The sequence below is a fragment of the Bacillus sp. CZDM1 genome, from assembly GCF_055502545.1.
Genome location: NZ_JBUESO010000002.1, coordinates 341,925 through 355,132 on the forward strand (window position 1 = coordinate 341,925; position 13,208 = coordinate 355,132).

The 13,208-nt window shown below is 36.8% G+C and carries 11 protein-coding genes; 4 read left to right on the forward strand and 7 right to left on the reverse strand.

Translation table 11 applies throughout. The annotated features are described in order from the left end of the window. Positions 1 to 38: 38 nt before the first annotated feature. The gene (locus ACY3XC_RS06125; RefSeq protein ID WP_464867754.1) at positions 39 to 335 is read right to left on the reverse strand and encodes a hypothetical protein; all 297 of its coding nucleotides are present in this window, start codon (positions 333 to 335) and stop codon (positions 39 to 41) included. 218 nt (positions 336 to 553) lie between these two features. Here ACY3XC_RS06125 and xerS point away from each other — a divergent pair, with 218 nt between their 5' ends. Continuing rightward, positions 554 to 1,639 (forward strand): tyrosine recombinase XerS, encoded by a 1,086-nt coding sequence (xerS, locus tag ACY3XC_RS06130; protein ID WP_179160795.1) that lies wholly within the window; start codon positions 554 to 556, stop codon positions 1,637 to 1,639. A 302-nt stretch (positions 1,640 to 1,941) separates the two neighbouring features. On the opposite strand, the gene ACY3XC_RS06135 is transcribed toward xerS, so the two are convergent. From ACY3XC_RS06135 to ACY3XC_RS06160, 6 genes are all read right to left on the reverse strand, one after another. Continuing rightward, entirely contained in the window at positions 1,942 to 2,700 is a 759-nt protein-coding gene (locus ACY3XC_RS06135) for a hypothetical protein (protein WP_179160796.1), read from the reverse strand. Between the two features lie 96 nt (positions 2,701 to 2,796). Next, positions 2,797 to 5,235: a DNA topoisomerase IV subunit A gene (gene parC, locus ACY3XC_RS06140; RefSeq protein ID WP_464867755.1), complete on the reverse strand. Its 2,439-nt coding sequence runs from the start codon at positions 5,233 to 5,235 to the stop codon at positions 2,797 to 2,799. Continuing rightward, positions 5,232 to 7,211: a DNA topoisomerase IV subunit B gene (parE, locus tag ACY3XC_RS06145; protein ID WP_464867756.1), complete on the reverse strand. Its 1,980-nt coding sequence runs from the start codon at positions 7,209 to 7,211 to the stop codon at positions 5,232 to 5,234. Before parE ends, parC begins: the two co-directional genes overlap by 4 nt. Before the next feature lie 279 nt (positions 7,212 to 7,490). Further along, a complete protein-coding gene (locus ACY3XC_RS06150) occupies positions 7,491 to 7,904 on the reverse strand; it encodes a CoA-binding protein (protein WP_464868046.1) in 414 nt (137 codons plus the stop codon). 106 nt (positions 7,905 to 8,010) lie between these two features. Beyond that, positions 8,011 to 8,532 carry a sensor histidine kinase gene (locus ACY3XC_RS06155; protein ID WP_464867757.1) on the reverse strand — a complete coding sequence of 174 codons (522 nt, stop codon included), beginning with the start codon at positions 8,530 to 8,532 and terminating at the stop codon, positions 8,011 to 8,013. Positions 8,533 to 8,789: 257 nt separating this feature from the next. Further along, a complete protein-coding gene (locus ACY3XC_RS06160) occupies positions 8,790 to 10,529 on the reverse strand; it encodes a glycosyl hydrolase family 18 protein (protein WP_464867758.1) in 1,740 nt (579 codons plus the stop codon). 158 nt (positions 10,530 to 10,687) lie between these two features. Here ACY3XC_RS06160 and plsY point away from each other — a divergent pair, with 158 nt between their 5' ends. The 3 genes from plsY to ACY3XC_RS06175 all read left to right on the forward strand — a co-directional run bounded on the left by plsY (position 10,688) and on the right by ACY3XC_RS06175 (position 13,179). Continuing rightward, a complete protein-coding gene (gene plsY, locus ACY3XC_RS06165) occupies positions 10,688 to 11,275 on the forward strand; it encodes a glycerol-3-phosphate 1-O-acyltransferase PlsY (RefSeq protein WP_179160801.1) in 588 nt (195 codons plus the stop codon). A gap of 114 nt (positions 11,276 to 11,389) precedes the next feature. Continuing rightward, positions 11,390 to 11,566 carry a hypothetical protein gene (locus ACY3XC_RS06170; protein WP_179160802.1) on the forward strand — a complete coding sequence of 59 codons (177 nt, stop codon included), beginning with the start codon at positions 11,390 to 11,392 and terminating at the stop codon, positions 11,564 to 11,566. A 461-nt stretch (positions 11,567 to 12,027) separates the two neighbouring features. Then, positions 12,028 to 13,179, forward strand: a complete 1,152-nt coding sequence (locus ACY3XC_RS06175) for a CapA family protein (protein ID WP_464867759.1) — start codon at positions 12,028 to 12,030, stop codon at positions 13,177 to 13,179. The last annotated feature ends 29 nt before the right edge of the window (positions 13,180 to 13,208 follow it).

Here is a 13,208-nt window from a genome sequence, read left to right on the forward strand (position 1 = left end):
TCAAAAGGATGGAGGACTTCAGTTTTTTATTCAAGAGCTCATTTCATTTTAGCAATTTCCTCGGTCACAACAAACGCAAGGTCATCGTTTCCAAACAATGCTAAGACACCAAGTAGTGTTTCATCGTCAATTTCTCCAGCTTCATCTTTTGAAACCACTAATTCCATTGCATCTTTTAAAGCCATGTTAGGAGCCTGATTAGGGTATGCACGCAAATACAATTCCTCAGGATTTAAATCATGATTGATGCACCATTGTGCAAATACGAGAATCATCATTTTTTCCTCGCCTTGATAGTTCTGAATTATTTTTTCTTCTAATTCTTTATTATTCATTAAAAAAACTCCTTTAATATCAACATAAATATATTATAAAGGAATTACATGATTAACAGAAAGGAATTTCAAAAGATTGAAGGGAAGAGTCTGATATAGAAAACAAAAGACAAGGATTGATAAATAATGAAGTAATTTAATCATTTTACTTAATTACGTAAAATATAAATTTGACGTAATTATAGTGATTTAGTAAAATATAGTAGTGAGGTGATTTTATGGTAAATCAGTCAAAACAAGAAAATTTTAAAAAGCTGCAGTCCCTCTTATCCGACTTGCCCTGGTATGTTGATGAATATATCAATCATAAATTACGAAAGCTTTCAACGGCCTCTTTGTTTAATTACTGCCATGATTACAAAATCTTTTTTAATTGGATGATCAGTGAGCAATTATTTATTGGAGCTCCAAAAGATATTCCATTAAATCGATTAGAGCAAATGACAGTTATTGAGGTTGAAAGTTTTTTAAATTTCCTGCATTACGAACTGAATAATAAAGAATTAACAATTAATCGGAAGTTATCAGCACTGAAGTCCCTATTTAATTATCTCCAGAACATTGCCGAAACCCCTGATTTAAAGCCTTATATGAACCGTAATGTAATGGCGAAAATTGAATTTAATGAAGTAAAAGACAGCATGGAAACAAAAGCTGCTAAAATGGAAGGCAAAATTCTTCTTGGTGATGAATACGAAAAGTTTCGTTTATTTGTAGCAAATGATTATAGTGAATTGAATAAAGAAAACAAAAAACTATATAACTTTCATCAATTAAATAAAGAACGTGATACGGCAATTGTTTCATTAATCTTAGGCTCGGGACTTCGTCTGTCAGAGTTAATTGGCATTGAATTAGATGATATTGACTACAAAAAGTACTGTGTAAGAGTAATAAGAAAAGGAAATAAAGAGCAATTCGTGTTCTTTAGTCAGGTTGCTATGGCTGATCTGCAAGCATATCTATCTGTTAGAACAGTTAAGTACCAAGTTGATAAGAATAATAAAGCTTTATTTATCGCAGCACCAATAGGCCCAAAAGGAAAATCGCGAAGACTTTCCGCACGAGCAGTTGAAAAATTAATAGAAAAGTATGCAGCTGCATTTGGTAAACCGTCGTTATCAGTACATAAACTAAGACATTCATTTGCAACAAGATATCACGCTGAAATTAACGATGTACCAAAATTAAGAAGGCAATTAGGGCATTCATCCATTCAAACCACGATGATTTACACCCATATTAAGAATGACGATTTAAAAATTGCCGTCGATAAAATGGATATGCCGAAAGAACAATCATAACAAAGTCAGCAGTATTAGCTGCTGACTTTTTCAATTTTTTCTAGTTTACATAATATTATTATGGTAACAAATTTCAATTATATCTCAAATACCAAGTATACTTAAGTTAATGAGACGGAATGAAAATTTAAGTTTAAAAATTTATTACGAATCCCTTTTTGCCATTTCCAGCTCTAGCCGCCTGTTCGTGAGTTCTTTTTAAAAACTCATCATAACCCCAAAAGGTACAAAAAAAACACAGGTTTCCCTGTGTCATTTGTGTTATAAACGAGTATTTAAGATTTTTTGCCCCCCTGCTCTGCTTACTTTTCTTCATTACTCTGCACATTCGTGGTATTGAGATTCCATTTATTATCACCATATTTCCATATTGACTCCACAAAAGCAATCGTATCGGCATTTGCAAGCCCTGTAATTCTTTGTACTCCATTTAATACAACTTCGCCTGTAGCTAATTTAACTGGCTTTAACGTATGAAATGAATTTACGGTTAATTCCGTTGGTTCATTTAATCGTCCTTTATAATAAAGTCCTAGTTTTTTATAATATTTTTTTCGATCCTTTAAATCAAATTCATAGGTTTTACCTGTTTGCATAATGGTTATTTTCGCCTTATAGCCATTTTCAAAGGTACTGGCCATTTCTAATGGTTCTGGAACCTTTAATTCTTTTTTCAAATTATCCTTCAATGTATATAAATAATTCAGAGTTATGCCTCCGCTTCCCCCTGTTAATACATTTGAAAATAAATCTTTCACTCCATCCTGGTTAAGATCAACCAGCTTTAAAGATGCTTTCGATCCACTTTCTAGTGGAATTCTGTACTGTTTTTCATCCGTAGTAGATATATCAATATAAATCTCTTTTAAATAATCTTCTTCACCTTGATAAGGAACACCTATTAACTGAATACTTTCATTGGTTCCATCTCCAGTGATGTCAGATTCATGTTTTGAAATGGTAACTGTTTTAGCTTTTTCTTCGAAGGCATGAACACCGGTTATGGCAGTAACAGACATGAGAAAAAATGCAGCAGCAACGAGTAGTAATTCTTTTTTCATTCTTTTCCCCTCCAAAATCTGATACAGGTAGTATGCCCCAATATTGGTAAAAACATGAAAAAGACTCCCGGAATTTTGGGAGTCTTTGATATTATTTTATTCTTCCCCTTTCGTTGGACCTTCTACCTTCCAAATGGTTGTTACTTTTCCATTATCGTTTTCATCAAGGACAAAAGATCCGTTAGAATAACGATCATTAAAGCGAATTTCAGATGTTACGATCGTTTCCGTGTGGCCTTTTTCGGTTTGAATGAAGACTGTATCTTCGTCATTCGCAACGACAAAACCAACTACACGATGAGGATTTGCTTTTAATTCTCGTAAAATAACAACGCCGCGCTTAGCTCGTGTTGCTTTTTCAAATTCCTTCAGCTTCATTCGTTTCATAGAACCACGTTGAGTGGTAATGACAATGGATTCCTTAGTGTCAGGAAAAAGTACCTTCCCGCCAACAACAACATCTCCATCCTTCAAATTAATACCTTTTACACCGGCAGCACGGACGCCGACAATACTAATTTCTTCTTCGTGGAACCAAAGTGCATAGCCAAAATTAGATATTAAGAATAATTCTTTTGTTCCATCGGTTAGATGAACATCAATGACTTGATCATCATCCTTAAGATTGACACTTACTAATGGCTTCGAATATCGCTGTGCCTTATATTGCTTAAGCTCTGTTTTCTTGACCATTCCATTTTTTGTGACAAATACCAGATAAGCATCAATCTCAAAATCTTTTACCGGAATAGCATGAATAATATCTTCGTTCCGTTCGATCGGAATGATATTGGCAACATGCTGTCCAATGTCCTTCCAGCGGATATCTGGAAGTTCATGGACAGGACAGTATAAGTAATTCCCTTTATTCGTAAACAACAAGACTACATCCTTGGTGTTCACATCCAGCTGAGCTAATAACCGGTCAGAGTCCTTCATCGCTAAGTCTTGCCCATTTGAAGCAGCGTAAGAACGCTGGCTTGTACGTTTAATATAGCCTTCTTTTGTAACTGTTACGATGACATCCTCGCTTGGTACAGTAACTTCAAGGTTTATTTTCAATTCTTCTATCTCAGCTTCTATTTTAGAACGACGAGCGTCAGCAAATCGCTTTTTGACGTCTTTTAATTCTTTTTTAATAACCGATAATAGTTTTTTTTCACTTAATAAAATGGCAGTCCATTCTGCAATTTTATTAGCCAATTCTTCCGCTTCATTTTGAAGTGCGGTAATATCGGTATTGGTTAAACGGTAGAGCTGTAATGAAACGATGGCTTCCGCTTGAGCCTCGGTGAATGCGAATTTTGAAATCAAATTATCTTTAGCATCACGTTTATCTTTTGATGCACGGATTGTCGCAATCACTTCGTCAAGGATGGATAAGGCCTTCATTAATCCTTCAACGATATGTTGACGTTCATTTGCTTTGTCTAGTTCATATTTTGTTCTTCTAACCACAACTTCTTTTTGGTGCTCAATATAAGCGTCCAACATTTCACGAATTCCTAATAATTTTGGACGTTTTTTTGCAATAGCAACCATATTAAAATTGTATGTGACTTGCAAATCGCTATTTTTATAAAGATAGTTCAGGACACCATTTGCATCAGAATCTTTCTTCAATTCAATGACAATTCGGAGGCCAGTTCTGTCTGTTTCATCACGAACCTCTGATATTCCCTCGACTTTTCTGTCGAGACGAAATTCATCGATTCGCTTAACTAAATTTGCTTTATTGACCTCATACGGAATCTCCGTCACGACAATTTGCTGCTTGCCGCCGCGTAAATCCTCAATCTCTGCTTTACTGCGAACAATGATTTTCCCTTTACCAGTTTCATAGGCCTTTTTAATACCTTCAATCCCTTGAATGATACCTCCAGTGGGAAAATCCGGTCCCTTAATGACGGTCATTATTTCATCAACGGTTGAATCTGGATGATCCATTCGCATGATGACGCCGTCAATGACTTCTCCGAGATTGTGTGGTGGAATATCGGTTGCGTACCCAGCAGATATCCCTGTTGACCCGTTTACCAACAAATTTGGAAACATGGCTGGTAATACGGTAGGTTCCTTTGAAGTATCATCGAAGTTAGGAATAAAATCGACTGTTTGCTTTTCAATATCACGAAGCAGCTCTGCAGCAATGGCAGATAAACGAGCCTCCGTATAACGCATCGCAGCAGGAGGATCTCCGTCCATACTTCCGTTGTTTCCATGCATTTGGACGAGGACATTTCTAACCTTCCAGTCCTGGCTCATCCGCACCATTGCCTCATAAACAGATGAATCACCGTGTGGGTGATAGTTACCAATTACATTACCTACTGTTTTTGCTGATTTACGGAAGCCCTTTTCATGTGTATTACCTTCCACGTGCATCGCGTACAGTATTCTGCGTTGTACTGGTTTTAAGCCATCCCTTGCATCTGGTAAGGCACGTTCTTGAATAATATACTTACTATATCTGCCAAAACGATCGCCAATTACATCCTCTAAAGGTAAGTCACGGAATATCTCATTTGAGCTCATTCTTCAGATTCCTCCTCAGCGACCGTAATATTTTCATTTTCCAAAATACTATCATCTTCCTCTAAACCAAAGGCCACATTGCTTTCAATCCATTTACGGCGAGGGTCAACCTTATCACCCATTAGAGTAGTGATTCGTCGCTCTGCTCTTGCCGCGTCATCTATTTTCACACGTATTAATGTCCGTGTCTCTGGATTCATCGTTGTATCCCAAAGCTGGTCGGCATTCATCTCGCCAAGACCTTTATAGCGCTGGATTATATAGCCTCTGCCAACTTTTTTAATTGCACCTTGAAGTTCATCCTCGTTCCAGGCATACTCGATGATTTCTTTTTTACCTGTTCCTTTACTCACTTTATATAATGGAGGCAGTGCGATAAACACTTTACCTGCTTCAATGAGTGGTTTCATATACCGATAGAAAAAGGTTAACAGTAACACTTGGATGTGCGCACCGTCTGTATCGGCATCCGTCATGATAATGACTTTATCATAATTCACATCTTCTAAATTAAAATCAGAACCTACTCCAGCCCCAACGGTATGAATAATCGTATTGATTTCTTCATTTTTAAAAATATCGGCCAGCTTCGCTTTTTCAGTATTAATGACCTTACCACGCAGTGGAAGTACAGCTTGGAAGCGTCGGTCACGGCCTTGTTTTGCAGAACCGCCTGCGGAGTCACCCTCAACTAAGTAAATCTCATTCTTTTGCGGGTTTCTTGATTGAGCAGGTGTAAGCTTTCCAGATAATAGAGCGTCCGAACGCTTCCGTTTTTTACCGCTTCTAGCGTCCTCACGTGCTTTTCTTGCTGCTTCTCGGGCTTGGTAAGCTTTAATCGACTTTTTAATCAATAACGAGCTAATGTCTGGATTTTCCTCAAGGAAATACGTAAGGTGTTCAGAAACCACTGCGTCTACAGCCGATCTAGCTTCACTCGTTCCTAATTTCCCCTTGGTCTGACCCTCGAACTGTAATAACTGCTCAGGAATTCGGATAGAAATAATCGCGGATAATCCTTCACGAATATCTGCACCCTCAAGATTCTTTTCCTTTTCTTTTAGAAGGGAAACCTTTCGGGCGTACTCATTGAAAATACGAGTCATCGCCGTTTTCGTACCTACTTCATGCGTTCCGCCGTCTTTCGTACGGACATTGTTTACAAATGAAAGCATGTTCTCTGAATAGCCATCATTAAATTGAAAAGCATATTCCACTTCAATCCCATTGTGGCTTCCTTCAAAACTAATGACCGGATGAAGGACATCTTTTTCCTCATTTAAGTAAGTGACAAAGGCTTCTATTCCATTTTCATAATGAAAAACCTCATGAAAGTCATTTCGGTCATCGATGATTTCAATCTTTAACCCTTTTAAAAGAAAGGCCGATTCTCTTAACCTCTCACATAATGTTTCAAAATTATAAGTGGTCGTGGAAAAGATGGTCGGGTCCGGTTTAAAGTGAATCGTTGTACCTGATTGATTCGTTTTCCCGATTTTCTCTAAGGTTGTGACCGGTTTACCCCCATTTTCAAAGCGTTGTTCGTAAACAAAACCATCTCTTTTTATCGTTACAGTTAACCATTCGGATAATGCATTCACGACTGAGGCACCAACACCATGTAAACCACCGCTGGTTTTGTAACCGCCTTGACCAAATTTACCCCCAGCATGGAGGACTGTTAAAATGACTTCAGGAGTTGGTTTCCCCATTTTATGCATGCCCGTCGGCATTCCGCGTCCTTTATCCATTACACTTATTGAATTATCTTTATGAATTTTTACAATGATTTGGTCCCCGAATCCTCCGAGAGCTTCATCGACAGAGTTGTCGACTATCTCATATACAAGATGGTGTAATCCGCGTGTATCAGTGCTCCCGATGTACATTCCTGGTCGCTTCCTGACGGCCTCCAGTCCCTCTAGTACCTGTATGGCATCATCATTATATTCAAAAGCTTTCTGATTACTTGCCACTAAAATACCCCTTTCATTCCCTACAAAAGAAAAAACACTTTCTACTTGCTATCTTTATGAGTAATTTTTATCATTCGTGTAAAAGTTGATTTCCATAATTTAGAACGAATGTTTGCCGCTTTAATTGTACCACATGTTTTCAGCGTCTATGCTTTATTTTAGCGATTTATTTCGATTTGGCAAATGTCTAATTTAAAACAACATAATTATGTAACAGTATTTTTAGTCAAGAAAAGAAAAAAACTGCTAATTTTTTAGCAGCTTTTTTCCAGCAAATGATTATTTTGTTAAAGCGTGTGCCACTTTTATACAAAGGTCCATAATCACTGTATATCCTTTTTCTTTCAAAAACTCATAAGCTTCTTCATTTACTAAGCCTTGCTGAGCCCAAAACACATCTGCATCGATTTCATCGAATTCTTTTGCTACATCAAACAATTGTTCTGAACGGCGGAAAACATTGACAATATCTATGTGTCCTTCAATGTCTTTTAAAGAAGCAACCGCTTTCACGCCTAGCACTTCATCAACACTTGGATTCACAGGAATAATATCAAAACCTGCTTTTTGCATCACCTCTGACACCATATAAGAGGTTCTGTCTGGTTTATTACTTAAACCAACAACAGCGATACGTTTAGATTTTTTTAAAATTGCGCCTATTTCCTCTAATGATGGATTTTCGACTGCCATTAAATACACTTCCTTTATTTCCTTAATTTTACTATCTACTCTAACTATAACATAATTAGATTGTTTATAAAAAATAATAGCTCCCGAGAGGTCGGAAGCATTATTGTTATAGTGCTGCATAATTTTCGGAAGAAAATTTTGGAATAGAAAGACTAAATCTTGCTCCATCCTCAGTATTTTCAACCTTTACGAAACCATTCATCTTTTCAATAATCATTTTCGTTATATAAAGACCATTACCAGTTCCATGCTCATTAGTGGTGAAATTGGGTTCGAATAACCTTGAGATTTGTGCAGAATCGATACAACCTGCATTATCAGTAAACTTCACAACTATAAGGTCCTCTTTCGTGCAAATCTGTATTTTCATTTTTCGACTTTGGATATGATTCCTATCAAAAGCTTCTCTTGCACTTGTTAAAATATGTAATACAATTTGACTGAATTCACTGGGAACTCCGTAGGCAATTTGCAGGCCGCGATATTCGAAATCTACATGAATATCTTGGTTCCTAAGGATAGAGAAAAAAACTGACAGCGCTTCTTCAATTGAATCTGAAACAGAAAAAGGACATTTTTCTTTGTTCGTTTGATAGAGCTTTCGAACATCATAATTAGTTCGTGACATACTATCACCCCTTTTATATTACTTAGATAAATATAAGAAATCCGATCAGTCCACAGTTGACTTGATCGGTGTTTAATGACATTTTCTAAAAAGTTTATAATTAAATTATATTTCGAGATAGCAAATCTTTTCAATCGGTATTGAAAGGGTTTGAAAATTCTCCATATATTTGTAATAAATTAGACTCTAATTGTTCTTATCTTAGACAGAATATTATTTTAAATGAAAACAAAAAGAAATAGACCAGCCATGCCGGTCTATTTCTGTGTTAATGCTTTATTAGGGTCCATATTTATTGCTGTCCAAGCAGTCTGATCACCGAAATTTCTAGACCAGGAAGCTACTCCAGCTAGCTGGTAAGTAGAAGCAAGGTTTGCGCGTTTAGATAGTGATAATTCATCCTCCATCCAAACTTTATAGGTAGCCTTCTCATCCTCCGCGTAATACTCTACATAGTTTTGACCGCTTTCTTCATCATAAACAGGCTGCAGGCCTTTCTCAGCAAGCCATTCTTTCACCTTCATCATGGACAAAGCCTGAGAGCTAACCTCCGTCGACCCGTCCGCTTTTTGTTGTTCCTTCCAAAGCCTGGTGTATAATGGCACACCTAGAATAAGCTTCTCTTTTGGAACCTCAGTCAACAAGTTTTGTAGATTTTTCTCCACCCAAGGGAGACTTGAAACACTTCCAGATACCGGGGATGAACCAGAATGCTCGTCATAAGCCATAATAATCAGATAATCTACAATACCAGCGAGCTTACTTCTTTCATAGAAAGAAGACCAGTTATTATTTTCGCCTGCATAAAAGGTTATGTCCATTGAAACGACTAAGCCTGCTTCGTGTAAGTAAGGTGTTGCTTCCCTCATGAATTGAGTGACTAAGTGCCCGTCTTCCTGCTTTACATTTTCTATATCAAAGTTAATTCCCTGTAATTGGTACATTTGACTGAAATGAAGCAGCTGTACGATAATCTTTTGCCTTGTTTCAAAATCTTTTAATGCCTCATGTGTGAGCACTGGGTCAAACGAATTCGAAAATAACCCCCATACCTGATAACCCCTTGACTGTGCCCATTTACTATATTCTAAAGAAGCTAAATTTTTTATGCTTCCATCGTTTCCAGTTAAGGAAAACCAAGTTGGAGACACTACATTCAAACCCAGCATATCAGGAATTAGCGTATGATCTGGATTTTTGCTATAAACGGCTTCCCAGGTTAATTGAATCGGTCCATTAATTTTAGGAATTTCTAATACTTCATTTTTCTGTGAGATTGTAATCGTAACTTCTTTGTTTCTCTTAACATATTTCTTGTGGATGTACCCACTTAATCCATTTTCTTTTCTCACTAAATAATAATCCTGTTCCTCGGACTCTATCATGACGGTTTCTTGTTTAGACATTTCCGCAGTATACGGTGACTGTAATGATGGCTCTGTTCGTAATCTCAATTTTTCAGGGTGAACATCTTCTGACGTTATTTCTCCTTGTATATATTGATCACCATCTTTTTGTACCCAAACCGCACCCGTATCTTCTAAAACTGTATATTGGATAGGATAATAGGAAAGCAGGGGATCGATCGCCACAAATATTTGACCTTCCTTTGAAATAATCGGTGATACCTGCAAATCCACTGGTTTTTGATTTACAAAAAAAGTTAAGGAATCTGTAGGCATTTGAATGACTTTGTCTGTTGTCGTAATGATGACGGACTTAGATTTTTCATCAAAAATAATAGAATGATCTATGTGCTCTTGCATAAATGTAAGTGGGAGAAAGATAGAATTCCCCTCTAGTAGTGCATTTCCCTTTTGAGTTCCTTCAAAAAGGATTGGATTTTTTTCGGTAAAATAAGTTAATCTTTCCTTAGAGGCAAACGGATATAATAAAAAAAGAATAGAAGATGCAATCATTAAAATTGCGATCATCAATCCTCCCAGGATCCATTTTGGTGATAATGATTTCTTCTTACGGTATTCAATTTGTTCCAAAGTTCTTCCCCCTCACATCTATCGTACGGTATTAAATAAAAATTGAGAAGGAATTTTTTTAGCACTTTTTGAATTAGTTAAAAGCGGTAGTAGTGTTTTTTCACCATTACATGGTAAAATAACAGGACATGCATTATTTATAGAAGGAGAAATCGTTGATGGTTCAAATTATTTTAGTCTTGATACTAGCCTATCTGCTAGGATCCATTCCGTCAGGTTTAATCATTGGGAAAGTTTTTTATAAAACAGATATACGTGAGCATGGAAGTGGGAATTTAGGGGGAACCAATACTTTTCGAACCTTAGGAGTAAAAGCTGGTCTAGCTGTTACTGTGGCTGATATCCTAAAAGGTACTTTAGCGGCATCCTTACCTGTACTGTTTGGACTTGATGAAATCAATCCTTTACTCGCTGGTGTTTTTGCTGTTATTGGACACACTTATCCCATCTTTGCTGGATTCAGAGGCGGCAAAGCAGTAGCAACATCTGGCGGCGTATTATTGTTTTGTGCACCACTTATGTTTTTAACTATTTTCGTTGTCTTTTTTGCCAGTCTTTACATTACTAAATATGTATCATTATCATCCATGCTTGCTGGCATTTGTGCTGTGATTTATGCTGCAATTGATGGAGACCTTCCCCTTCTTATTGCAGTAATACTTTTGGCCTCATTTGTCATTTATCGACACCGTGCTAATATTAAGCGAATCATGAATAAAACGGAACCTAAAATTAAATGGCTTTAAGGAATCTTAAATGGTTCCTTAAAGCCATTTTTCATGAAAATTTCATATTTCCAGTCATTTTCTTTCCTTATTCTAATGTAAAATAAAGGTAAAGGTACTCAAGGAGGGGATTTTATGTCTGATCTTAATCAAACCTATATGTTTTCAACGGACGTTTCAGACGCCGCATATCAAGAATTTGTGGTTGAATTTTATCAGTGTTTAATGGATGATCTCCCAGAAAAATTTCCATACAAGGTAACAAGGAATTTTGATGAGCTAATTGATTTTTTTGAAGAAATGGATGAATAAACAGCAGAAAAAACGGAGTTCCGCTTTTCGAAACTCCGTTTTTATATTTTTAATAATTTAAATGAGTATTTTCCCAGAACATCCTCTACATAATCAAGTTTAGTATGGTCAAAGTAAACATAATCCTGTTCATGAATGAGAATATTTAGCCCTTCAAATTCAAATAGAAGATCACCAGTAATTTTCCGCTCTTCCAGAGACAGATTTAGTTTGGGACCTCCTCAGCCAATCCCCATGCTCAACCGAACGAGTAGTTCCTCATTTGGAGATTGCTTTTCCCTCAGGATAATTCCTTCCAATATGCTGCGGGCACTCTCCGTAATCTTGAACAAACCTATCACTTCCTTAATATTTTTTCATAAATTGCAGGAAAAAGTCGAAAAATAGCACATAATTATATTATAGTATTGGTAGAATGGTTGAAAATATTTTGCCTCAAAACAGATTAGTAAGGAGAAGCTATGAAAAAGAAAGCCATTATTTCGTCTGTTATGATCATTTCTATGTGTATTCTTGTTGCTGCTGTACTCCTAATTGAACAGCGTAATAAACAGAATGCAACAGAAAAAAAACACACTGCAAAGGAACATACACAGAGATTGCAGCCTGTTATGAGCAGGACTCTGACAGAAAGGATTACTGTAGGTGCCATCGGCGACATTTTGATTCATGATACCGTTTATCAGGATGCGTATAATGGAACGCAGTATAATTTCAACCCTATCTTCGAACATGTTAAAACCATATTGGAATCACCGGATGTTCTAACAGCTAATCAAGAGAGTATGTTAGGTGGAGTTGACATAGGTGTATCAAGTTACCCGACGTTTAATAGTCCACATGAGGTCGCAGATGCTCTCGTTCATTCGGGGGTTGATATTGTTTCAATCGCTAACAACCATACGTTAGACAAAGGAGAAAGAGGAATTCTTTCTGCTGTCGATTATTTAAATAGTATTGGACTCCCCCATGTTGGAAGCTTTCTAAATCAAGAGGACCGCAAAAAGTTAAGAATCATACATAAAAATGGTATAAAATTAGCATTTCTATCTTATACCTATGGAACAAATGGAATACCCATTCCAGATGGCAAGGACTTTCTAGTTAATCTTATCAATCGAGATCTTATGAATGATGAAATTGGGCGGGCTAAGAAGGAAGCAGATGTTGTGATTATGAGTATCCATTGGGGTAATGAATACCAACGAATTCCGACCAATGAGCAAAAGGATTTGGCAAATTTCCTTGCGAACGAAGGAGTAGATATCATTTTTGGTTCTCATCCCCATGTCCTTCAGCCTATGGAATGGATTAATACTGAAGATGGCGGAAAGTCATTGGTTATATATTCATTGGGTAACTTTATCTCAGGACAAGTAAGAGACTATAAAGATATTGGCGGCATGGCAACGGTTGAAATCACGAAACATATTACGAATACAGGGAAAACAATTGAATTAACAAATCCGGCTTTTTATCCTACCTATGTTTCAAGCCAAGGTAGTAAAAATTATCAAGTTGTACCATTAGAAAATGCAGGTTCCTTTGGATTGCAAAATGCTGCTGCTAAATACCAGGAAATTAAAGACCATATGACCCAATGGCTCCGTTAATACGGGGCCATTAACCCGTTTTAATTGGA

Bases quoted from the DNA above. Each gene is read 5' to 3' on its own strand.
- ACY3XC_RS06150 (WP_464868046.1), bottom strand. From the start codon at position 7,904: ATGGCAGTCGAAAATCCATCATTAGAGGAAATAGGCGCAATTTTAAAA.
- ACY3XC_RS06170 (WP_179160802.1), top strand. From the start codon at position 11,390: ATGTCTGATCTTAATCAAACCTATATGTTTTCAACGGACGTTTCAGAC.
- ACY3XC_RS06175 (WP_464867759.1), top strand. From the start codon at position 12,028: ATGAAAAAGAAAGCCATTATTTCGTCTGTTATGATCATTTCTATGTGT.
- xerS (WP_179160795.1), top strand. From the start codon at position 554: ATGGTAAATCAGTCAAAACAAGAAAATTTTAAAAAGCTGCAGTCCCTC.
- ACY3XC_RS06125 (WP_464867754.1), bottom strand. From the start codon at position 335: ATGAATAATAAAGAATTAGAAGAAAAAATAATTCAGAACTATCAAGGC.
- ACY3XC_RS06135 (WP_179160796.1), bottom strand. From the start codon at position 2,700: ATGAAAAAAGAATTACTACTCGTTGCTGCTGCATTTTTTCTCATGTCT.
- ACY3XC_RS06155 (WP_464867757.1), bottom strand. From the start codon at position 8,532: ATGTCACGAACTAATTATGATGTTCGAAAGCTCTATCAAACGAACAAA.
- parC (WP_464867755.1), bottom strand. From the start codon at position 5,235: ATGAGCTCAAATGAGATATTCCGTGACTTACCTTTAGAGGATGTAATT.
- plsY (WP_179160801.1), top strand. From the start codon at position 10,688: ATGGTTCAAATTATTTTAGTCTTGATACTAGCCTATCTGCTAGGATCC.